Source organism: Candidatus Binatia bacterium, from assembly GCA_035631035.1.
GTDB lineage: Bacteria > Eisenbacteria > RBG-16-71-46 > SZUA-252 > SZUA-252 > DASQJL01.
Genome location: DASQJL010000050.1, coordinates 19,733 through 42,840 on the forward strand (window position 1 = coordinate 19,733; position 23,108 = coordinate 42,840).

General features: G+C 70.5%; 16 protein-coding genes and 1 riboswitch. Of the genes, 12 read left to right on the top strand and 4 right to left on the bottom strand.

The features are described 5' to 3' along the window. Positions 1-10 precede the first annotated feature (10 nt). The 4 genes from VE326_04605 to VE326_04620 all read right to left on the bottom strand — a co-directional run bounded on the left by VE326_04605 (position 11) and on the right by VE326_04620 (position 6,893). Positions 11-1,513, bottom strand: a complete 1,503-nt coding sequence (locus VE326_04605; protein ID HYJ32477.1) for an oligosaccharide flippase family protein — start codon at positions 1,511-1,513, stop codon at positions 11-13. Continuing rightward, positions 1,510-2,802, bottom strand: a complete 1,293-nt coding sequence (locus VE326_04610) for a hypothetical protein (GenBank protein ID HYJ32478.1) — start codon at positions 2,800-2,802, stop codon at positions 1,510-1,512. Before VE326_04610 ends, VE326_04605 begins: the two co-directional genes overlap by 4 nt. A 97-nt stretch (positions 2,803-2,899) precedes the next feature. Next, a complete protein-coding gene (locus VE326_04615; GenBank protein HYJ32479.1) occupies positions 2,900-5,746 on the bottom strand; it encodes a hypothetical protein in 2,847 nt (948 codons plus the stop codon). After that, positions 5,727-6,893 carry a kelch repeat-containing protein gene (locus tag VE326_04620; GenBank protein ID HYJ32480.1) on the bottom strand — a complete coding sequence of 389 codons (1,167 nt, stop codon included), beginning with the start codon at positions 6,891-6,893 and terminating at the stop codon, positions 5,727-5,729. Before VE326_04620 ends, VE326_04615 begins: the two co-directional genes overlap by 20 nt. Before the next feature lie 497 nt (positions 6,894-7,390). Between VE326_04620 and VE326_04625 the strand changes: the two genes are divergently transcribed. The 12 genes from VE326_04625 (at position 7,391) to VE326_04680 (ending at position 23,108) form a co-directional block, all read left to right on the top strand. Next, positions 7,391-8,401, top strand: a complete 1,011-nt coding sequence (locus VE326_04625; GenBank protein HYJ32481.1) for a hypothetical protein — start codon at positions 7,391-7,393, stop codon at positions 8,399-8,401. Then, the gene (xrtA, locus tag VE326_04630) at positions 8,402-9,967 is read left to right on the top strand and encodes an exosortase A (GenBank protein HYJ32482.1); all 1,566 of its coding nucleotides are present in this window, start codon (positions 8,402-8,404) and stop codon (positions 9,965-9,967) included. Positions 9,968-10,152: 185 nt separating this feature from the next. After that, positions 10,153-10,251: riboswitch (cyclic di-GMP riboswitch) on the top strand. Positions 10,252-10,315: 64 nt separating this feature from the next. After that, complete coding sequence (locus tag VE326_04635) at positions 10,316-11,206, top strand: fibronectin type III domain-containing protein (protein HYJ32483.1); 891 nt, start codon at positions 10,316-10,318, stop codon at positions 11,204-11,206. Then, positions 11,203-12,210, top strand: a complete 1,008-nt coding sequence (locus VE326_04640; GenBank protein HYJ32484.1) for a fibronectin type III domain-containing protein — start codon at positions 11,203-11,205, stop codon at positions 12,208-12,210. The genes VE326_04635 and VE326_04640 overlap by 4 nt, the downstream gene beginning before the upstream one ends. A gap of 82 nt (positions 12,211-12,292) precedes the next feature. Continuing rightward, positions 12,293-13,204 carry an XrtA system polysaccharide deacetylase gene (locus VE326_04645; GenBank protein HYJ32485.1) on the top strand — a complete coding sequence of 304 codons (912 nt, stop codon included), beginning with the start codon at positions 12,293-12,295 and terminating at the stop codon, positions 13,202-13,204. Then, complete coding sequence (locus tag VE326_04650) at positions 13,201-14,637, top strand: GAF domain-containing protein (protein ID HYJ32486.1); 1,437 nt, start codon at positions 13,201-13,203, stop codon at positions 14,635-14,637. Before VE326_04645 ends, VE326_04650 begins: the two co-directional genes overlap by 4 nt. A gap of 103 nt (positions 14,638-14,740) precedes the next feature. Beyond that, entirely contained in the window at positions 14,741-15,841 is a 1,101-nt protein-coding gene (locus tag VE326_04655; protein HYJ32487.1) for a DUF5683 domain-containing protein, read from the top strand. Positions 15,842-16,113: 272 nt separating this feature from the next. Then, positions 16,114-17,607, top strand: coding sequence for a PorV/PorQ family protein (locus VE326_04660; GenBank protein HYJ32488.1), 1,494 nt, complete (start codon positions 16,114-16,116; stop codon positions 17,605-17,607). Between the two features lie 307 nt (positions 17,608-17,914). Then, positions 17,915-18,664: a sugar transferase gene (locus tag VE326_04665; GenBank protein ID HYJ32489.1), complete on the top strand. Its 750-nt coding sequence runs from the start codon at positions 17,915-17,917 to the stop codon at positions 18,662-18,664. Positions 18,665-19,302: 638 nt separating this feature from the next. Further along, on the top strand, positions 19,303-21,156 hold the full coding sequence (locus tag VE326_04670) for an ATP-binding protein (protein ID HYJ32490.1): 1,854 nt from the start codon (positions 19,303-19,305) through the stop codon (positions 21,154-21,156). 13 nt (positions 21,157-21,169) lie between these two features. Continuing rightward, positions 21,170-22,603 carry a sigma-54 dependent transcriptional regulator gene (locus VE326_04675; GenBank protein ID HYJ32491.1) on the top strand — a complete coding sequence of 478 codons (1,434 nt, stop codon included), beginning with the start codon at positions 21,170-21,172 and terminating at the stop codon, positions 22,601-22,603. Then, positions 22,590-23,108 carry an LptE family protein gene (locus VE326_04680; protein ID HYJ32492.1) on the top strand — a complete coding sequence of 173 codons (519 nt, stop codon included), beginning with the start codon at positions 22,590-22,592 and terminating at the stop codon, positions 23,106-23,108. The genes VE326_04675 and VE326_04680 overlap by 14 nt, the downstream gene beginning before the upstream one ends.

The window sequence follows — 23,108 nt, forward strand, 5'->3', positions numbered from 1 at the left end:
CGATTCGATCCTAGGAAGCTTCCGGCGCTGCCGTGCCGGGGCGCAGCCGGGCCCGCACCCACGCGACGAGCGCCTCCCGCTCCTCCTTGCGGATCCATCCAAGACCCCACATCAGGCCGGCGTACACGAGGAAGAGGGCGATTCCCACGGCGAGCGATGCGACGAGCGGCATCGGCGGCAGCAGGGCGCGCAGCCCCCAGATCGCCGCCGCGAGCAGGGCCGCCGGGACGACCCGCCCGAACTCGAAGCGGATCGGGTAGGCGCGCTGCCCCTCGCGATAGACCCACACCGCCTTGAAGGCGAACGCGATGACGGTGGCGAGCACCGCGCCGAACATCCCCCAGCGGGGAATCAGGACGGCGTAGAGCCCGAGGCAGAGGAGGCAGGTCCCGGCGAAGATCGCTCCGAGGAGCGGCGTGCGGCTCTTCAGCTTCATCCCCAGCTCGAAGTAGGTCCCGATCCCGTTCAGCACGTACGCCACGACGACGAGGGGGACCAGGCGCGCCGCCGCGGCGTAGCTCGGCGGCGCCACGATGCCGATCACGTCGCGGATGACCAGCGCCATGCCCAAGCCGGCCGCGAGGAGGCCCAGGGTGAAGTAGCTGAAGACGCGCGTGTAGAAGGACGGCGCCGCGGGGTCGCTCGCGACCTCGAACGATTTCGCGTTCCACACCTGGAAGAACGACGCGACCACGAGGGTGTTCAGCATGATGCCGAATTTGTAGGCGAGGGCGTAGATGCCCACCTGGGCGAAGCCGGCGCTGGCCTGCAGGAAGAAGCGGTCGGCGAAGTTGATGCCGAACAGGCTGAGCTGCACCAGCACCAGCGGGTAGCCGTAGGCCACCATCTTCCGGAGGAGGGCGCCGTCGAACCCGAGCCCCACCGAGCGGATTACGTACGCGAGGAGGACGCCGCCCAGAGCCAGGTTGGTGATCAGGTTGCTGACCAGGATCCCCTCGACGCCCCAGTGGAGGCCCACCAGGAAGAAGACGTTGAGGAGCGCGCCCACGATGAACTTGATCACTGTGATCGTGCTGAAGAGGGCGGAGCGCAATAGAACGGCCAGGTAGGTCATGCCGAACTCGGCCACCATGTTGAATCCGAATCCGACGAAGAGGATCCGGAGCCAGCGGGTGAAGCGCGGGTCGTGGAAGACGCCCCGCGCGAGCCAGGGCGCCGCGAGAAAGAGCGCCGCCGCGATCGCGAAGGACACCGCGAGGATGGGGAGGAGCGCGGTGGAGACCACGCGCTTCCGCTCCTCCTCGGGGGCGAGATAGTAGTAGCGGTAGATGGCGTTCGCGAGCCCCAGGCTGAAGAGCATCCCGATCGCGAGGGCGGTCAGGTCGAGGTACTCGATGACGCCGTACTCGGCGGGGGAGAGGTTGTACGTGTAGAGGGGAACCAGGAGGAGCCCGGCGATGCGGATGCCGACGTTCCCCAGGCCGTAGATGCCGGCGTGCTTGAGAACGCTCGCGAAGGAGGCGGCGGAGGGCTTCCCGGCGGGGGCGCTCACTCGGGGCGGGACGCCTCATCGCCGGCCCGGGCAGGCATGGCGCGTCCGGTCGGGTCCGAGGCGCCGCGCGTCCCGCCCAGCCGCCGCGCGACCGCGGTGCGCACGCGGCGCGCCAGGGGCGCGAGCCAGGCCGCGTAGGGGCGAAGGTCCCGCCAGTCGAAGAGGGCGAACCGCTTCGGCTCGAGGAGCTGGGCGATCAGGCGGCCCTTCGGCACGGCCGGGTCGGACCACGATTCCAGGAACACCCCCAGATCGCGATCGCCGTCCACCCACGCGGCGCGGTTCTTCTGCCGCTCCGAGGCGCCCACGTCCACGCCCGCGAGGTCGGCATAGACCAGCGCCGGCAGGTCCACCCCGTTCACGATCATCGTCTTCATCCAATAGTCCGACCGCCCGACGGTTGCCTCGATGAACCAGGGGGCGCCGGCGCCGTCCAGCTTGAACTCCACCGAGGCGATCCCGCGGTAGTCGAGCCCGCGAAAGAGGCGGAGCCCCTCGTCGATCAGGTCGGGGCGATCGAGGCCGCGCGCCGCGCTGCTGTTGCCGAGGGTGCGCGGCACCTGGCGGATCTTCTGTCCCGCGAAGGCGCCGCGCGGGCGCCCCTCCCGATCGAAATACCAGGCGGCGAACACGACCTGCTCGTCGCCGCCCTCGATCCACTGCTGGAGCAGGTAGCGGTCGATGTCGCGATGGCGCTCCGCGAGCCGCGCGAGCTCCCCGCGGTCGGGAACGATCTCGACCTTGAGCGAGGACATCGGCACCGCGGGCTTCACGACGCAGGGAAACGCCGCGGCGTCGAGCGCGGCCGAGGGGCGTTCGCCGCGGGCCTCCGCGGCGCTCACCGCAGTCGTGCGCGGCACGCGCAGGCCCTGACGCTCCGCGAGGGGTCCCAGGGTGTCCTTCTCGATCAGCTCGAGGAGGAGCTCGGGGCGGGGAAAGGGAATCCGGTAGCGGTCGCGGAGCCCCGCCCGCGGGTCGTTCACGACGCGGACCATCCGGTCGTTCGTCACGAAGAGGACCGGGGCTTGGGGCAGGGCGCCGGCCAGCTCGGTGAGAAAGGGAGCCAGCGAGGGCCCGTGCACGTCCTCGTGGTGCAGCTTCAGCCCGTAGCGGGTCGCGGCGGAGGGCTGCGCCCAGTTCGATTCGACCGCGACCACCGTGACCCCTTTCCGCGCGAGGGAGCGCACGATGGCAAGCCCGTGCGAGCAGAGGCCAACCACCACGGCCGGCGGCCTGCCGGACGCGGGCAGGGCCCGCCTCAGGCTCTCGACCGAGCGGTGGATCGTCACGCTGGAAACACCTCCGGGAAGACCGATGGAACGGGAGGGGCGGGAGCGCCCCGGCCGACCATCTTAGACGATTTCGAGGATTTGGGGCGGGCCCGGCTCAGCGCGCCATCAGGTTGCTGGGCGGCGCCGGGGGGGTCGTGTCGACGACGTTCGTCGTGTAGCGCACCGCGAACTTCCAGCTCTTCGCGGGGTCGAGGCCGCTCACGGTCACGGTCTGCACCGAGCCGGGCGCGAGCGGGGCCGGGACCGTTCCCGGCGCGTCGCCGGCCGCGAACCACGCCACGTTGCTCGCCGGCGGGAACTGGTAGGCGCGCGTCGCCTGGTTGAACCCGAGCCAGGGAACGATCGTGCGGTCGGCCGCCTTGATGCGGTAGCCGGTCGTGCCGGGGGGAACGGTCCAGGAGAGCTGGTAGGAGCCGCTGCCCACGCTGGTCGCGGCGACGCCGGGAACCGTGAACCACCCCGTGACCGGACGATACAGGTCGGTCTGCATCATCGCCTCGCTCGCGGGATCGCTGGGGGTTCGCACCGTGACGTACTGGATGTCGCCGACCAGGAGCTTGGCCGCGCGCGTCAGGTACTTGGCGTCGCCGGTCAGGTTGTAGGCCAGCGTGAGCGCCCGCGCGCTGGAGATCGGACGGAAGCCCTCGGACCAGTAGGGATTGGTGGCGTCGTTCACCTGGTCCAGGTAATAGGCGTAGACGTATCCGAACTGCGTGCTCCCGCTGCCGACGTCGAAGTAGAACTCGTTGTAGATGAAGTCGGCCAGCCCGAGCAGGTAGTCCTCCATCGCCTGTGCGCGCGGATCGTTCGCCTCGCGCATCAGGCGCAGCCCTTCCCACATCGCCTCGAAATGAATCTGCACCGTCATGAAGTCGGAGACCAGGCGCGGCGTGACGTAGCCGTTCCAGGACTGCCACATGTAGCCCCGGTCCAGGTTGCGTCCGGCGGGAAGGCCGCTGCCGGGCGTGTCCCGCGATGCGAGGGTCGCGGTCGTCATCGTGCTGAGGTCCGACCAGTAGCGCGGATCGCGCGTGATGTCCCAGAGGAGCGCGAAGTCGCGGTAGTAGCGCGACCACCCGCGCATGCCTCCGTCGCCGAAGGTCTGGAGCGGCTTGTAGTAGTAGGGCGTCACGCCGTCCGCCATGCCGTGCTTCCATTCGCCGTAGTCCAGGAACGCCTCGTGGTAGAGCTCGTTGCCGGTCATGTAGTAGGCGATCGGCACGCTGATCCAGTGGGGGTGCTCGAAGTCGAAGATCCGGCCGTTGAACGTCCCAAGGTTCACGCCGCTCCCCTCGTCGCCCGGGTCGATCTGGTTCGCCGTGTAGTCGAATCCGTCCGAGTGGCGCACGGCGGTGTCCGCCTTGTAGAGCGAGTTCCGCTCGCCCTCCGCCAGGAAGCCGCCGTTGCCGGTTCGGATCCAGTCGATCATGTCCACGAAAGCGAAGTCCATCTGGTTGCCGCCGCCGCCGGCGCCCCACGCCTTGTACCGGTAGAAGCCCGGGGTCAGGTTCGCCAGGGAGGGGCTGGTGCCGCCGTGGGCGGTGAACCAGCGCTGCTGGTCGTTCGCGGAGACCAGCTTCGTCTCGCCGTAGATGGCGCCGGCCGCGGAGTACTGCGCCATCGGCGCGCGGCCGGAGAGCGGGTACTGCATCTCGTAGAGCGCGGTGTTCCGGTTCGCCGGAGCCGTGGCGTGGAAGTCGAAGAAGAGCTCCCGCGTCTCGTAGGCGCCCCACGCGAACTTGATCGAGGTCTTGCTGTTCCGCTTGCTGAAGAGCTCGATCCGCGCGCTGCCATCGCCGGCCAGCTCGAATCCGGCCGGCCAGAGCGCGCTCATCCAGCGCATGCCGAGGGTGATGCCGCGTCCCGTCCCGTCCTCCAGCGAGGCCCATCCCAGGGCGTAGTCGGCGGCGTTGCCCGACAGCGCCTGGTAGATCGTGCCGCCGACCTTCCGGACCTCGACGCCGTTCTGCGCGAAGGTCGTCCCCGAGATCACCATCGGCGCGTTCGTGTAGGCGTTCTCCGGGATGCCGTCCTGCGTCGAGTAGGCCTGGTAGAGGTACATCGTCTCGCCCGAGGCGAGGGCGTCGGTTACGGTCCCGCGCGACGTCGCCGTCGTGAAGCGCAGGGAGGGTCCGGGGGAGAGCGGCACGACGACTTCGGCGCTCTTGAAGGCGAAGGCGGAGACGTTCGCGGCCCTGGCGTTTCGGAGCGAGACCCACGCCCGCGCGTACGACTTGCCCTTGTAAAAGTGGAGCCGGACCAGGTACTCGCAGAGCCTCGTGCCCGCGCCGTTCTTCAGGGTGCCGGTCGCGCGCACCACCGCGCGCACGGGTCCGTTCTCCTCGATCGTGACCGAGGCGCCGGCATCGTTCGCCGAGGTGAAGCGCCCGCCCGAGGGATCGATCGCCACGACGCCCTCGCCGCCGGCCGTGACGAGGGAGGTGGCGCCGACGGAGACCTGATCGAAGAGCCGGAAGGGGCTCTTTCGGATGGTGAAGGTCGCCGCTCCGGTCGCGATCTGGATCGACGTGCCCTGATCGGTCGCGAGATCGGACCCGCCGAAATTCCCGGCGCCGTTCGTGAGCGAGACCGAGGCGCTCGATCCTCCGGCGGCGAGGTCGCTCTGGTAGTCGACGAGGACCCAGCGGATCGCCCCGCTCGGGTAGCGCGCGAGCTCCCGGAACTGGCCCGCGGCGGCGCCGGTGAGCCCCAGCTGGGACACGCTCGTGATCCCCTGCGCTTCCTCGAGGGGGATCCCCACGCTGACGGGACCCGCCGTGCGCGCGAGACCCGCGGCGCCCGCCACGAGCGCTTCCTGAACCGTGATCGGAACGGGGAGCGCGGCGAGCGCGGGGAACACAGCCACGGAGGTCAGGAAGAGGAACGCGGCCAGCGCGGTGGCGCCCGCGGCGACCGCGCGTCTACCGGATCCGGAGGTCACTCACGTCCCCGGGCGCGATGGCGTCGCTGCTCGATGCGTAGCGGTAGAGCCAGAAGTCTCCGTTCATGTGGAGGATGAAGACGTCGTTGTCCGGATCGTAGATGAGATCCTCGTTGCTCATGTCCAGGTTCGGCGGGGAGGTGGCGGGGAAGACCTGCTGCCACTGCCGCGTCGAGGGCCGGTAGAGCCACGTGTCGGTGAGCGGCGTCGTGTTGTTCGTGCCGCCCCAGAGCATGACGAGATCGTGCTTGGAGTCGTACGCCATGGACGCGAAGCGGCGCACCGGCGGCGGGCTGTTCTGGGGCGACACCTGCGACCAGACGCGGGCCGATGCGTCGAAGGCCCACATCTCGTTCCCGGGATTGGGGTAGACGGTGCCTCCGCCGAACACGTAGGAGACCCGCCGCATGGAATCGAAGACCATCGACTGCGACATCCGGGCTGCCGGCGTGCTGGCCGTGGTGGCCTGCTCCCACAGCTCGGTGTTCACGTCGAAGAGCCAGGCCGAGGTTCCGCTGCCGTAGGAGGACGTGGCGCCGCCGAACACGACGAAACGGTGCGTGTTCGGATCGTACGTCGAGGTCTGCTCGAAGACGTTGAAGGGGTGCGTCGTTCCGGTCGCCTGGTGCCAGGCCTTCGTCGCGAAGCTGTAGATCCAGGTGTCGCCGACGTAGTCGTTCGGGATGCTGCTGTTCGCGCCGCCCCACATCACGACCTCGTTCTTCTCGGGGACGAACGCGATGCAGGCATAGGAATGGCGGTCGAACGGCGTGGGATCGGTCGTGTTGGCCGGGAGGGCGGTCGTGATCCCGTTGATCCGTGCCCAGTTGCTCACCTTCTCCAGGGAGATCCGGTTGGCGAGCGGATCGTACGTCCAGAGCGCGTTCGCGTAGATGTTGTAGGGGCGCGACGCGTCCATGTAGCCGTCGAAGAGGATCAACCGTTTGCCGAGCGGGTCGTACATCATGCGGTTCCAGCCGCGCGCCTGGAACTGCCCCGAGAACCCGGAGAGCCCGACCTGGCTGGGGGTCGGCTGCTTCACCCAGATATTGGATGGAATGGAGATGGCGGCGGCCGCGTCGCTCGAAACGATCAGGAGCGCGGCCGCGAAGAGCGCGGCGAACGTTCGCTGCAGCCACAGGAGCACAGTTCCACCCTCCGGGACCGGCGGTTCGCGCCGCCGGCGCCGATCTCGATTCTCGGTGTAGGTTCTCGGTGACGGAGACGGCTTTCCCCCGGAAAGCGCCGCACACGAACAAGCAGCTATCGTACCATCGTTCGGCAGCGCTGCGTCGCGGGATCAGCGTGGCCCCGCATTCGATTGGGCCCGACCCATATGGCATCCGGGACGCGCCGCAAACCGCAACTCGCGACCGCAGCTACGGCGCGAGGTCTTGCACGCCCCGCGTGCGAGACGCCACCGGCCGTGGCGGCGGCTTGGGGGCCGGATCCAGCCCAAGACGACGCGACTCGCTCCGAATCACGTACCGATCCGTACTCCGAGCGCCCGAACGGGGTTCGGCGGGGACATGGCACCGGGCGGGCGATTTGCCTCATAATGGCTATCTTGCCTTCCGATGGTACGAACGCGGCAGGGGTTGCCGGATGGGTCGACCGGCGGCCCGCGACCAGAGGAGACAGCACATGAGGGACCGGACATCGAGAATGCGTCGCGCGGTCGCCCTCGCGCTGGCCGCGGGCGCCATCCTGGGCGCGTCCGCCTCCCGCGCGCAGAGCAACGGCTACAACTCCCTCACGGCGTTCTGGACGGCTCCCGGCGACGACGGCACCACAGGGCAGGTGAGCGCCTACGAGCTCTTCTATGACACGCGTCCGCCCGGAGCCGACATCGGGGCTTGGTGGAACGCCGTTCCGTTCTCGCAGCGGGTGAGCCTCATCCCGCCCCTCGCGGTCGCGGGGCAGCCCGATTCGGCGCGCATCGCCGGTCTCAGCCAGGGCACCACCTATTATTTCGTGATCGTGGCGCGCGACGAGGCCGCGAACGTTTCCGGATATTCCAACGTCGCCTCGGGGACCACGCTCTCGTGCGGAGCGCCCACCACGGCGCCCTCCTCGTTCGCCTCCGAGGTCGATTCGGCCGGAGTCCTGGTCACGTGGGACGCGGCCACCGATCCCGCGGCGCTCTCCCTTCACCTCTATCGCGCGACCGGTTCGGGGCCCTCGTGGACGATGCTCCAATCGCTCCCACCGTCGTCCACCTCCTGGCGCGATCCCCAGACCGCGGCGGGAACGACCTATCGCTACCGGGCCACGTGGGCCGGTCCCGACATCCAGGGCGTCACCTGCGAGGGGCCCTACTCCGCCCAGGCGGTCGTCACGACCCCCTCGCGCGCCGGGACGGCCGCGATGGCGGGGAGCGGGCAGATCCACGCGTACCCCAATCCCGCCTCCGACCACGTCCAGGTCGCCCTCGACGTCACGGCGCCGTCGCCGCTCGCCGCGCGAATCCGGGTCTACGACCTGAACGGGCATTGGCTCGCCACGGTCGCCGAGGGGACGTTCCCGCCGGGGCGCAGCGTCGTCACGTGGGACCGTCTGGGGCGGAGCGGCTTGAAGCTGGCCCCGGGCTACTACGAACTCCTTGGGACGGTGGGGAACAGCCGCGTGCGCGAGCGCCTCGTCCTACTCCCCTAGGTGGATTCCCTTCGAGCCAAGTCCGGCGGCCTGGCCCCGTCGCTCGACCTCCCGCGACCGCGGCGCTGGCCGCTCGCCGCCGCGCTGTTCGCCTTGGGCCTCGCGGCGATGGCAGCGGCCTATCCCGCGACCCTCGGGTCGTTCTACGAGGTCTGGCGCGGGTCCGACACCTTCACGCACTGCTTCTTCGTGATCCCGATCACGGCGTGGCTCGTCTGGCGCCGGCGCGCCGACCTCCGCGCGCTCGCCCCGGAGCCGTTCTGGCCGGGGCTCCTCCTCATCGCGGGCGCGGGCGCGCTCTGGCTGGTGGCCCATGTCGCGGGGGTGCTCTTCTACGAGCAGCTCGCGTTCGCCTTGATGATCCCGGCGCTCGTGATCACGCTCTTCGGGCTGCGCGTGACGCGCACCCTCACCTTCCCGCTCGCGTTCTTCTTCTTCGTGGTCCCGTTCGGCGAGGCGCTCCATCCCGCGCTCATGAGCTTCACGGCCCGGGCCACGGTGTTCGGCCTGCGCCTCACCGGCGTCCCGGTGGCGGTGGAGGGGATGTACCTCACGACGCCCACAGGGAACTGGCAGGTGGTGGAGGCCTGCAGCGGCCTCCGGTTCCTCATCTCGATGTTCACGCTCGGCTGCCTCTTCGCCTACCTGCACTTCCAGCGCGCCCGAAACCGCATCCTCTTCGGCTCCCTCGCACTCGTCGCGCCGATTCTGGCGAACGGGCTCCGCGCCTACGTGATGGTGCTGACCGGATACCTGAGCCGGCGCGAGATCGGAGCCGGCTTCGACCACTTCGCGATCGGCTGGACGGTGTTCGCGATCGCGATGGCGATCTTCTTCTTCCTGGGGAGCCGCTGGCGCGAGACGCCGGTTCCCGTGGACGACGCCGCCGCGCCCCGGCCCGCGACGGCGCGCTCGCCACGCCGGCTCGCGGTGACGGCCGCGGCGGCCGTGGCGCTCGCGCTCGCGCCCGCGGCGTACGCGGCCTGGATCCGGCCGCCCGTCGAATCCGCACCCGTCGCGCTCCACGCCCCCGCTCCGGCCGGAGGCTGGACGCCGCTCCGGATCCCTCCCTCCGCCTGGGCGCCCGAGTTCAAGGGCACCGACGCCGCGGTGCGCGCCGTCTTCGAGAAGAACGGAAGCCTGGTCGACTGCTACATCGGGTTCTACCGGAATCAATCGCAGGGGCGGGAGCTGATCCACTACGCGAACGTGATCGCCCCGCGGGGGGAATCGGTCTGGCACGTCGTGACGCAGCGCGACACCACGATCGCCGCCGAAGGGGATGCGGTCCCGGTGCACGAGACGCTCATGCGCTCTCCCGGGCTCCGCTACGGCGTGTGGCACTGGTACTGGCTGCCCGACGAATTCACGGGGAGCGCCACGCGCGCCAAGCTCCTCCAGGCGCGCTCGAGGCTGCTTCGCCGGCCGGACCACGCGGCGGTCGTGATTCTCTCGGCGCCGTACGTGGACAACCCCGCGCGCGCCCGCGCGCGGCTCGAGGACTTCACGCGCTCCATGCTTCCCTCGATCCACCGCTCCCTGCGCGAGGCCGACGCCTCCCACTAGGTTGCATCCTGAAATGCCTTCAGGTGCAAAACCCCGGGTGCATCCTGCACGGCGCGCCCTGCCGGCATCGCGCTTCGCAGCCATGAGCCCACGTACCCTCGCGTGCCCGCCGTGCACAACGCAAGACGTCTCCTGGCACCGAACCTGCACGGGCCCCGGACACGCGGGGGCATCCAATCGCATATCCATGCTCAGAGCAAACCGTTCGAAAGGACGGGGCGCAGAGTCACGGGGCTTCCGATCGCGGGGTCTTTCCCTCGATCCACGCCGGCCGGGCCGCCATGGATCCGAAGCGGGTCGTGGCGGGCTCCGACATCCGGCGGGGGCCGTCGAGGAGGGGGACAACGCATGCCTGACATCGAATCGACGACCGAATCCGGCGCCGCGAGAACCGCGAGGGTCCCCCTGTGGGTCCTCATCGCGGTCTTTCTCGCGGGAGTCGCGCTGCTCTCGGTGATCCAGCCGGCCGCCGCGCACGCCCAGACCGCCGCCGACTCGACGGTGCTCCTGAACTGGACCGCGCCCGGCGACGACGGCACGGTGGGACGCGCCACCACCTACGACATCCGCTACCGGACGGTCGCGATCGCCGGCACCGACACGACGACGTGGTGGAACGCCGCGACCCAGGTGACCGGCGAGCCCGTGCCCGGCACGGCGGGGGCGTCCGACTCGATGCGCGTCCGCGGCCTCTCGCCGCTCACCACCTACTACTTCATGATTCGCGCCGCCGACGAGGTGCCGAACTGGTCGGGCTACTCCAACGTCGCGGTCCGCTCCACCAGCGGCGACGCGACGGCGCCGGCCACGATCGCAGACCTCACGGTCACGGGCACCACCGGGACCTCGGTCTCGGTGCGCTGGACGGCGCCGGGCGACGACGGCACGACCGGCACCGCGGCGAGCTACGACGTGCGCTACTCCACCTCGGCCATCACGAGCTCCAACTGGAGCAGCGCGCTGCAGGCGACCGGCGAGCCGGCTCCGGCGGCGGCGGGGACCTCCCAGTCCTTCACGATCAGCGGCCTGAGCGGCAGCCGCACGTACTACGTCGCCATCAAGACGACCGACGACGCCGGCAACGTCTCGGTGCTCTCGAACGTGGTGAACGGCACGACGTCGGACACCGTGGCTCCGGCCCCGGTGCGCGACCTCTCGCGTCTCGACGGATCGGGCCTCTCCTCGGAGATGCTGGCGCTCGCCGACGCAGACTCGAGCGGCGCCGCGGACCTCCCGTGACCATGCACACGATTCCGGGCCGGGGCCGCCGCGCGCACGCGGCGGTCCCTTCGCTCGCAGCGGCGATCCTGTTCGGCGCGTCGGCGCTCGGCGCGTCCTTCGGCGCGCCGGCGTCGGCACGCGCGGACTCGATCACGCTCACCTGGACGGCGACCGGCGACGACGGATCGGCCGGGCGCGCGACGGCGTACGAGCTGCGCTTCTCGGAGCAGCCGGTGTCCGGAGTGGACACGACCTCCTGGTGGAACAGCGCCTCGACCGCCGGCGTCCTGCCGCCACCCGCCACCTCGGGAACGCGCGAGAGCTACGTGATGTCGGGACTCGCGACCGGCTCGACCTATCACTTCGTGCTGCGGGTCGCCGACGAGGCGGGCAACTGGTCGGGCTTCTCGAACGTGCGCGCGCGCCAGGCCGGCACCACCGGCGGCACGCTCGCGACGCCCGAGTCGTTCACGGCGTCGGCGGTGAGCGGCGGGGTGGACCTGACCTGGACCGAGCCGGCATCGGGCTCGGGCAGCGGCTATCACCTGTACCGCCGCACGAGCGCGGGACCCGACACGCTTCTCACGTCGCTCCCGGTGGGCGTCGTGGCGTGGTGCGACTCCACGGCGGCGGGGGGCTCGTCCTACGAGTACCGCCTCGCCACCTACCAGGGCTCGGGCGAGGGCGTTCCGGCCGTCGCCTCGATCGCGGTGCCGAGCGATCGGCTGGCGAACGCCACGACCGGGATCCACGGCTATCCCAACCCGGCCCGGGGCCGCGTGACCCTTCGCTTTGCAGGCGGCACGAAGGAGGGTGCGCCAGGGCGGGTGCGCCTGGTCATCTACGATCTCACCGGCCACATGGTCTGCCAGCTGGTGGACCGCGTGCTCCCGGCGGGGGAGCAGGCGATCGAGTGGCCCTGCCGTTCCGACGCCGGGAACGCGGTCGCGCCCGGCCTCTACAATGCCATCCTCGACGCCCCCCAGGGACGTACCGTTACGCGCATCGCCGTCGTCCCCTGACGACCTTCGCTCTTCCGCGCAGGCCCTCCGGTCCGTATCCTCTCTGGTCGCGCGCACCATCCCGCGCGCGGGGAGGAGCCCCTTGTCCAATCGTCCGCCGGTTGGCGGAAACGGCGCCCACGGAGGCGCCGAGCCGGCGCTCGCCTTGAGCGTCGACGTGGAAGACTATTACCAGGTGCAGGCGTTCGCGGGGATCGTGCCGCGCGACGCCTGGAGCAGCTATCCCTCCCGCGTCGTGGCGAACACGCGCCGCCTGCTCGATCTGTTCGACGAATCGGGGGCGCGGGGGACCTTCTTCGTGCTCGGCTGGGTCGCCCGGGCGGAGCCCGGGCTGGTGCGCGAGATCGCCGCGCGCGGGCACGAGGTGGCCTCGCACGGGATGGACCACCGGATGCTGACCGAGCTCTCGCGGAGCGAGTTCCTGGCGCAGGCGCGCGAGTCGCGCGCGCTCCTCGAGGACCTGGCGCAGGCGCCGGTGCTCGGCTATCGCGCGCCCAGCTACAGCGTGGGGAAGGGCACCCTCTGGGCGATCGGCGCCCTCGCCGAGGCGGGGTACGCCTACGACTCCAGCGTCTACCCGATCCGCCGCCGCCGCTACGGCTACCCCGAGGGGCCGACCCGCCCCACCCGATTCGAGGCGGAGGGCGTCACCCTGGTGGAGTTTCCGCTTCCGACGGTCCCGATCGGACCGGTGCGCTTCCCGGTGCTCGCGGGCGCGTATCTCCGGCTCCTGCCGCGGTGGGTCTCGGCGCGGGCGCTCGACTACCACCTGGCCCGGGGCGTGCCGCTCATCCTGAACGTCCATCCCTGGGAGGTCGACCCCGACCAGCCTAGCGTCGGTCCGGCCCGTCGTCCCTGGACCCACTACGCGGGCCTCCACAAGACGGCCGGCGTGCTCCGGGCCGCGCTGGCCCGGGCGCGCTTCCGCACGGCGGCGGCATGCCTCCGCGATCTGGGCCTCCTCCCGGCCGCGCCTGCCGGAGCGATTCGATGAGCATGGATCTGCTGCTCCTCGGCGCCGGAGGCATGATCGCCCTGATCGCCGCGGGAATCGTGGCCATCCTCAGTCCGGGAGGCATCGTCTCGCTGATCGCCGCCGGAGCGCTGGCCATGCTCGGAGTCCTCGAGTTCTGCTTCGCGCGCGCGGTGTTCGATCTGGCGGCGACCGGCCGCACCGAGTGGTTCGTCAACTCGCTCGCGCTCTCGCTGCCGGTGTCCGCTCTCTGGGTGCTACTGGCGGCGACGCTCGGCCGCACGCGGGGCTCGCGGGGCATCGGCGCCTGGCGTTTCTACCTGCTCTTCCAGGCGCTGCTCGCGGCGGGAGTGGCGACGTACGCCTTCTTCCGCGTCGATCGCGCGCCGGAAGCGCCGGGCGAGGTCTTCCACCTGCACGGCGTCGACTGGGCGATCCTCGCCGCCATCCTCCTCAACCTGATCCTGCTGGCGGCCAAGTTCGAGGCGACGCACCTGTCCCTGCCGCCGCGCCGGCGGGAGACGTTCCGTCCCGCGCTCCTCGGGGTGCTCGGCTGCTCGGGACTCCTTTCCTACCTGATCTTCTCGATGCTGGCGACCGGCCGCGTCGACGTGGGGGACATCGGAGCGAGCGCCGCACCGGCTTCGCTCCTCTCGTTCCTCCTCGCCGCCTCGCTGATCCGCGGCCGGATCGGCGAGGCGCGCGCGCCCGAAGACCGGCTCCCCGCGACGGCCACGACCTCGCTCCTGATCGCCGTGGGCTACGTGACGTGGACCGCGATTCTCCTGTGGCTCACCCGGTCGGCGGGGATGCGACTTGCGGAAGGGCTGCTCTGGATCACGGTCGGGGGGGTCGTCGTCGGCGTGACCGCGCTCACCGTGTCGAACCGGCTCCGCCGCAAGCTCGACCTCTTCCTCGATCCCGTGTGGTTCGAGCCGCGCGCCGTGCGCCGGATGGCGGCCAAGGGCGCCGACGCGCCGCTGGCGAGCGCCGCGTCGCTGGAGGATCTCTGCCGGCTCATCCCGGAGAATGCGCGCGCGCTGGCCGACGTCGACCCGGTCACCCTCTTCCTCGCCGATCCCGCCGAGCGCTGCTTCCGAGCGGTGGGGAGCACGATCGCGCCGGGGCCGGGTGTGGTGATCCCCGACCGCGAGCCGCTTCCGATGGAGCTGCGCCGCGCGCGGCGCCCGATCCGGCTGACCGGCCGCTCCGACGATCTCGAATACGTCGGCATCTACGTCGAGAACGCCGAACAGATCGCGGCCTGCTCGGCCGTCTGCGCCGTGCCGATCCTGGGGGACGAGGGGCTGATGGGATTCCTGCTCTGCGGCTCGCGCGGCACGGCCCGGCAGCTGCACGGGGAAGAGCTGGTTCTCCTGAATCTCGTCTCGCGCGACTACGCCGAGCGGCTCGAGCGGCTGCAGCGGGAGACGGCGCGCAGCCGCCCGCTGTGACGCCCGCGAAGAAGTCCACCGCCGCGAGCGGCGCGGCCCGCTCCGCCGCGACACCGGGTCGGTCCTTGACAGGCTCGCGGGCCGCCCGTACCGTCTCGTGGCCATGACCCCACACCGGTTCCTGCCATCGCTCGGCCACGCCGCGCCGCTGCTCGCCGCGCTGCTGCTCGCCGCGGCCGCGAGCGCGCAACCGCTGGGCGAAGCGCCCTCGGCCGCCGAGCCGGGGCCGCCCATCCTCACCGTGCTTTCCAGCCCGCCCAACGTGTCCTTGTCGCTCTCGGGGCCGGCCGAGGTGTACGGGCGCACGCCGATGGACCTGCCGTCGTCGGTGGTGGGACGCTTCTCCGTCCTCGCCGAGGGCGGGGGCGTCGCGAAGACGCAGGGCGTGTTCGCCTTCAGCCCGCGGGGCGGGGCGCCGTACTGCCTCTCCGAGCCTCCCGGCATGAGCGCCGGGCTTCTCATTCGCTCGCTCAACTATCCGGGCGTTCCGGCCATGACCGTGAAGCGCGCCCTCCGCGGAGCCCCCCTCGCGATCGCCGAGACCGGCGCGATCGCGGAGGCGCTGCGCGCCCATCTTCGCTACCGCGACCGCCTCGACGAGCCGGGAACGCTGTCGGGGTTGCGCGCGGTCGAGGAGCGCCGCGTGCGCAACGGGTGGATCATCTACGGCGCCTCCGTCTGGGGCATCAGCGCCATCGATTACTGGATCCGCCCGCGATTCACGGTCCAGGAGGCGACCCCGTCACGGCTCTCGCTCGTCATCCCGACGCTCGACCGCCAGGAGGTGGTCACGCGCTCGCTCATCATTCCGGGAGCGGGCCAGGAGTTCGCGAACCACAGCACCCGCGGCGCCCTCTGGCTGGCGGGCGTGCTCGCGACCGGCGCCGGGTACACCGCCGCTCAGGCGGTCGTCAATCACAAGCGCGCCGACATCGCCTACAACCAGATCCTCGCCGATTCCAGCGGTCCCGGCGATCAGCTGCGCTACCTGCGCGAGGTCGAGGTCCTCAGGAGCGACCTCAAGTCCGCGCAGGATCTCCGCCGCGGATTCGCCTACGCCACGCTCGCGGTGTACGCCGCGAACATCGTCGACGCGCTGGTGCTCTCGATCGGACCGCCCGCCGCCAAGACGCCGGCGCGCGTATCGGCGACGTTCCCGATCGGGCCCCGAAGCGCCGGTTTCGCCCTGACCTACCGCTACTGACGCCGCCGCCGCGCGCGTACTTCGCGAAACGCGGCGTGCGGAATACGGCGTCCCGGCACCACGCCACGATTGCGTTTTGCGCGATCGCGCCGGCCCCGACCCACCCCTCGAAACCGCATACGCTTCCACGGTTTCCGAGCGTGCGTAATGCGCGATTCCGCTGGCATGTTCCGTGCTCGACCATGAGCGGACACCCAATCCTCAAATGCCTGCCTCGCAAAGTTCGGCGGACGGGGGCCGATTCAGACTCGACATCATCGGGGGAAACTCGCATGTCCAGGCTGCCTCACGCCTCCTCGTGCTGCGCCTCCACGCCGGTTCGCCTCGCCCTGATCACGACCGCCTGCGTCCTCTCTGCGTACCTGTTCGTACGCCCCGCGTCCGCGGATGTTTCCGTCGGAGCCTCCTCGGGGGACTTTCTTTCGTTCGAGGTGGGCGGACGTTCCGCGGGCATGGCGGGCGCGCACACCGGCGTCGCCACGGGGGTGACGGCGCAGTTCTGGAATCCCGCCGGGCTCGCGACGCTGACGCAGCCGCAGGTCGGCGCGATGCACGCGAACTGGCTCCAGGACCTCAGCTATGAGTGGCTCGGCGTGGCGAAGCCGATGGGGATCGGCGTCGGCTCGCTCAGCGTTGCGTATTTCCACACTCCGGGGATCCAGGGGGTGGATGAGTTCGACAATCCCACGGGCGACTTCCGCGTCTACGACCTCGCGGTGACCGCGGGCATCGCGCGATCCCTGGCCCGCGGGTTCTCGATCGGCGCGAACGCGAAGATGGTCCGCCAGAGTCTCGGCACGATCTCGGCCACGGCGCCCGCCGTCGACTTCGGCGCGCGCGCCACGGTCGCCGGCGCCAGCATCGGCGCCGCCGTTCAGAATCTCGGCCCGGGCCTCTCCTTCGGCGGCTCGGCCTATCCGCTGCCGCGGGAGATCAAGCTGGGCATGGGCCGCTCCTTCTGGAACGACCGCATCCAGCTCGCGGCGGACTACAACATGCCCAGCCACTACTACGACGACCTGCGCGTGGGGACGGAACTCCGCGCGCATCCGAACGTCTCGCTGCGCGTGGGGTATCGCCACGAATTCGGCACGCCGGAGGATCCGGCCAACGGACTCTCGTACGGGCTCGGGCTCCACTTCCACCAGCTCGAGGTGGACTACGCCATGACGCCCAGCAACGCCTTCGACAACGTGCACCGGCTCTCGTTCGGCTACAGCTTCGGCTCGGGCTCGGAGGAGAAGAAGCCGGAGAAGCCCAAGCCCGAGGTCGAGCCTCCGCCGCCGCCCGCGCAGCCGGGCCCGAAGGTGATCGCGTCGGCTCCGGAGACGAAGGCCCCGTCGCCCAAGCCTCAGGCGAGCGTGCAGGCGCCGAAGGCCATCGCGGCGGCGCCGGCAGCGCCGACGTCCAAGCCTGCGACCGAGACGGTGGCCCAGGCGGCGCCGAAGCCGGACCAGGCCCTTGCGACCGCGTCGGCTCCGGCCGCCCCGTCCGAGCCGGCGCCGAGCAAGCCGGCCAAGGCCAAGGACCTCGAATACCTGGTGATCCTGCCCGGCTACTGGTCGAAGGAAAGCGCTGAGGCGGAGCTCAAGGCGCTCTCGCTGCTCGGATTCCGGATCAAGGACGCGCAGATCGAGAAGAGCCCCGGATCCGGCTACCAGGTCCGGCTGGCGCGCACCCGTTCGAAGTCGAACGCCGACGACATGGCCGCGTCGCTCTCGCGCATGTCCTTCCGGGCGTCCGTCGAGGTCGCCTCCGCGCCGTAACACGCTGCTGACGGCAGAGCGTCCGCTCCATAGGCTCCATTGTCGAAGCCGCGGTCCCGAGGGGGCCGCGGCCTTGTTTTGAGGTCTCCCGTCGCCTATAATTGACAGCGATCGGTGGGGGGCCGGTCCGCGGCGGGTCCACACTCGCGCGCGGGCCCTCGCCTGACATCCATCGGTCCCGCCGTCCCTGGTGCCGGTGCACGGGAATGGCGGAGCCGCCGGATCCGCGTCGCTCCTGATTCGCACGGGGGCTTGCGCGCGCCCGGCTGTCGCCCGGCGTTCCACGGCGAGGAACGGCCCCTTGAGCATGATGATCCTCCCATCCACGATGAAGGAGGGGACGGCTGTGGCCAGGGGATTCGCCGACGTGCCCGCCAACGGGCGCATCTACTCCCGCCTGAAGCGCGCGCTCGACATCCTCGTCTCCGGCATCGGTCTGATCCTCCTGCTCCCGATCTTCGTCCTGGTGGCAATCGCGATCAAAATCGACAGCCGCGGACCGATCCTCTACGCGCAGGAGCGGGTGGGGAAGAACCGCCGCCGCCGCCCGCGCCGCGCCGCCGATCCCGCGTCCGGACTACGCCCCGGAGCGCCCGACCGGCGCAAGGCCGACTGCTATGGGCGCGTCTTCGAGATCTACAAATTCCGAAGCATGGTCGTGGACGCGGAAAAGCACACCGGCCCCGTCTGGGCCACGCAGAAGGACGCGCGCGTCACGCGGGTGGGGAAGATCCTCCGCAAGTCGCGCCTCGACGAAACTCCTCAGCTCTGGAACGTGCTGCGCGGCGACATGAGCCTCGTCGGCCCGCGTCCCGAGCGGCCGAACTTCGTGATCTCGCTCGCGCGAACGCTCCCCGACTACCCGGCCCGCTGCCAGGCGCTGCCCGGCGTCACGGGGCTCGCGCAGGTGAAGTGGCGCTACGACACCTCGATCGAGACGGTGAACCGAAAGCTTCAGTACGACCTCTACTATCTGCGCTATGGACGGCTGCTGCTGGATCTGAAGATCATGGCGGCGACACTCCGCGTCGTCGTGCGCGGCGATGGGGCGCTCTAGACCGAAAGACTGACGCACGCGCAGGTCGTCTCTACAGGCGGCCGGGCGCACTGCGGTTGGCGCGAGGAGAGACAGCCCTTCGGGCGGCCGCCCTTCGGCCCGACTCTCTCCTCGATGGTGGGTACCGCCACGGCGGGCCTCCGGGAGGCGCCCTCCGCGGCTGTCTCTCCTCGCGTCCAAGACTGCGTTGCGGCCTGCCCCCGTAGATTCGAAGTGCGTGGCGATCGTCTCCCGTTAAGGCACTCCACGAAGCGCACGGCGCCGCCCCGCTTCTCGTGAAATCATCATCCCCCCGATCGAGTCCCGATTCATTCCCACCAAGAAGACTGAGCCGCACGCACCGCACCCCACCGTGTGTACGTGGGGGAGGGCGGCGCGCGAAGCGCGCACGCCCGAACGCCGGCAGGTCACATCGCGGTCTTTGACGTGAGGAGAGACAGCCGCGGAGGTCGCCTCCCGGAGGCCCGCCGTTGGCGGTCGGCAATCACGAGGTCAGTGTCGGGCCGTAGGGCGGCCGCCCGAAGGGCTGTCTCTCCTCACGCCAACCGCAGTGCGCCCGGCCGCCCTTTGGCGTGGTCGCTCGAAGGGGGCGTCTCCCTTGACCGCACCAGAGTCGGATGCTAGCGTGCGCCACAAGCTTGAAGACACCCCCTCGACCGACACAGCGCACCGCCGTCGAGCGCCTTTGGCGCCGCGCGGAAGAGATCCGATCGCTCTGCGGTCTGCCTCCGCTCACGGGGCAGGAGCAGGGCGCGCCGGAGAGCGGCGATCCTGTCGCGCTCGAACCGCTGGTCGAGATCCTCCTTCGCGACCTCGAGACCAACTTCCGCCGCGAGCTGGCCACGCGCGTCCAGCTCGAGGGCCTCGGCGAGCTGGTCGCCTTCGCCGCCCGCGACGCCGAACCCGGGCGCCCCTATCAGATTCTCGTGAACTACCTCGCGCGCGCCCTCGACGAGCCGCGTCTCTGGCTCGGCACCGTCGACGGGAGCCCCGCCTCGTTCACCGTCTACCGCGCCGGCGATCCCGCCGTGATGGACGTGAGCCCCGACCGCGTGCAGGTTCACTGGCTCCAGCCCGACTGGCTCCACTGGATCGCGCTCGGGGAGGGGAACCGCCAGCTCTGGATCGGACCCTCGGGCTCGCGGAAGGGCGGACCGTGGCATCCGATCCCCGTGCGCGGGGAGATCGCGGTGGACCGTCTCACCGGCGAGGTGCCGATCTGCCCGGGCGCCGTCGGAGGCGGCAAGTCGTGCGGCCTCTCGCGGCTTCCGCTTGAAGAGATGGCCGGGGGGCATCGCGCGTGCGGCCGCTGCCAGTTCCGCCACGTGGTGGCGCTGATCGGGATCGAAGGGGCGGACGCACGGCAGCGGCTCTCGCAGCTGGAGGCGATCGCCCCATCGCTCGGACCGATCCTCGTCAACCTCGGCCTGAAGGAGGTGCTCGATCTGGAGGCGCGGTTCCGCGACGAGGTGATCGAGAACCTCCCGCTCGGCGTGGTCGCCATCGACACGCGGGGCCGCGTGCTCGCCTGGAACCGCTCGGCCGAGGCGATCGTCGGGCTCGATCGCGAGCGGGTGCGCTCGGGACCGCTGCCGCGGCTCCTCCCGGAGCGCTCCTGGCACGAGGTGCTGGTGCGATCGCTCGAGATGGGGGAGACGACGGTGGGCGCGGAGAACGACATCGTCCGCCCCGACGGATCGAGCGTTCCGGTGGAGGTGAGCACCGCGCCGCTGCGCGACGCCGAGGGGCGGATCCGCGGCGCGGTGGCCACGCTGCTCGACGTCTCCAGCCTGCGCGAGATGGAGGACCGGATCCGCCAGCTCGACCGGCTCGCGGCGCTGGGGCGGTTCGCCTCGAGCGTCGCGCACGAGCTCCGCAACCCGCTCACCGGCATCGCGACGGGCGTCCAGTATCTGAGCCGGGGGTTCCCGGAAGGAGACGAGCGCCACGAGAGCGTGGCGTTCATCCTGCGCGAGGTGGTGCGCCTGAACACCATCATCCAGGACCTCTTCACCGCCACCAAGCCGCGCGCCATCCTGCCGCGGCCGACCCGACTCACCGACGTCGTGGAGTGGGCGGTGCGGGGGCTCTCGCCGGCCATCGACGCTTCGGGGGTCACGATCGAGCGGCAGGGTGCCGATACCTGGCCCACGGTCACGGCCGACGCGGACCAGCTCCAGCAGGTGCTCCTGAACCTGATCCAGAACGCGGTCCAGGCCTCGCCCAAGGGCGGCACGGTGACCATCCGCGCCTTCCGGCGTCCGGGGGACCGGCCCTCGGTCGCCATTCAGGTCGAGGACCGCGGGCACGGCATCCCGCCCGACCTCCTGCCGCGGATCTTCGAGCCCTTCTTCACGACCCGGCCCAAGGGGACCGGGCTGGGGCTCTTCGTCGCGCATGGTATCGTGCAGCGCCACGGCGGAACGCTCGAGGTGGAGAGCGACGCCGCGGGAACCCGCTTCCGCGTGATCCTGCCGGAAGCACCGGAATGAGGGCCCGACGGGCATGGCCAAAGCGTCGATCCTGATCATCGACGACGACGAGACGATCCGCTACTTCCTGCCGCGCGATCTCGAGGCGGAGGGGTACCAGGTCACGACCGCCGAGAGCGGCACCCTGGGCCTCCGCGCCCTGGAGCGCGACACGGTGGATCTCGTCCTCCTCGACATCCGCCTGCCCGATCGAAGCGGGATCGACGTGCTCCAGCGGATCCGGACGCAGTGGCCCGACCAGGCGGTCGTCATGCTGACCGGCGAGCCGGACCACGAGACCGCGGTGCAGGCGATGCGGCTCGGCGCCCGCGACTACCTGACGAAGGGAAAGCCGATCCGGGAAGAGCTGCTCGCCGTGCTCGAGCGGGAGCTGGCCACGCAGCGGCTGGGCCGCGAGGTGCAGCACCACCGGCAGCAGAAGAGCCAGCACTTCTCCCGCGAGTTCGTGAAGGGACAGAGCCCGTCGATGCAGCGCGTCTACGCCATCGTGGAGCAGGTGGCCGGCTCCGACTCCACGAGCGTCCTGATCGAGGGGGAGAGCGGGTCGGGGAAGGAGCTGATCGCCCATCTCATCCACGAGCTCTCCGCCCGGCGCGAGAAGCCGATGCTCGAGGTGAACTGCGCGGCGATCCCGCGCGAGCTGTTGGAATCGGAGCTCTTCGGCCACGAGAAGGGCGCCTTCACCGACGCGCGCCAGCAGAAGCAGGGGCTTCTCGAGCTCGCGAACGGCGGAACGCTGTTCCTGGACGAGGTGGGGGAGATGAGCCTCCAGATCCAGGTGAAGCTCCTCCGCGTGCTCGAGCGGATGACATTCAAGCGGGTCGGCGGCACCAAGGACATCACCGTCAGCGTGCGCGTCATCTCGGCGACAAATCAGAACCTCGAGACCATGGTCCGCGAGCAGCGCTTCCGCGAGGATCTCTACTACCGCCTCAAGGTGGTGCCGATCCGCGTGCCGCCGCTGCGCGAGCGCCGCGAGGACATCCTCCCGCTGGCGCAGCACTTCCTCGCGCAGTTCAATCGCGCCTTCAACAAGGGATTCGAGCGCATCGACCCGGAAGCCGACCGCGTGCTGCTCGCCTACCCCTGGCCGGGGAACATCCGCGAGCTCCGGAATCTATTCGAGCGGATCGTGCTTCTCAATTCGGGGGACCGGATCCAGGCGCAGCACCTGGCGGCGGCCATCGCCCCGCCCACGGCCCGCACCGGGTCCTCCCTCGACGTGCTGCGCACGGTCATCGAGAGCGGGCAGTTCGCCGAGAGCGGCATCGATCTCGAGACGGCGCTCGGCGAGGTGGAGCGGGAGGTGATCCAGCGCGCGTTCGACTGGACCCGCGGCAACCAGAGCCGCGCCGCCCAGCTGCTCCAGATGAAGCGCGACAAGCTGCGCTACCGGATGAAGCTCTATGGATTCCACGACGCGACGGCCCCGGGTGAAGTGCTGTAGGCTCCTTCTCCAGCTCGGCCTCGTCGCGCTCGCCCCGTGGATGATGTCCGGCTGCGGCTACACGCTCTCGAGCGTGGTCCCGGGCTACATCAAGACGATCGCCATCCCGGTCTTCCAGAACAGCACCGTCGAGTTCGGGATCGCCGAGGACGTGACCCGGGCCCTCCAGGACGCGTTTCAGGCGAACGGGCGCCTCACGGCGGCGGGGGAGAAGCAGGCCGATTCCGTGCTCCGCGGGACCGTGCTCGCCTACCGGAACCAACCCTTCGGCTACACGCAGCAGGAGCGGGCCACCTCCTACGAGGTCGCCCTCACCGTGCGCGTGCTCTACCGTGATCTCGTGAAGAGCCGGGATATCTGGAAGGAGGACGCGCTCACCGTCCGGACCACGTACAATATCGTCGCCGTGGGAGGGGTGCCCGCGCGGACCGAAACGGACGCGAGGGCCGAGGTCGTGCGCAAGCTGGCCGACCAGATCGTGAGCCGAACCGTCCAGGGGTGGTGA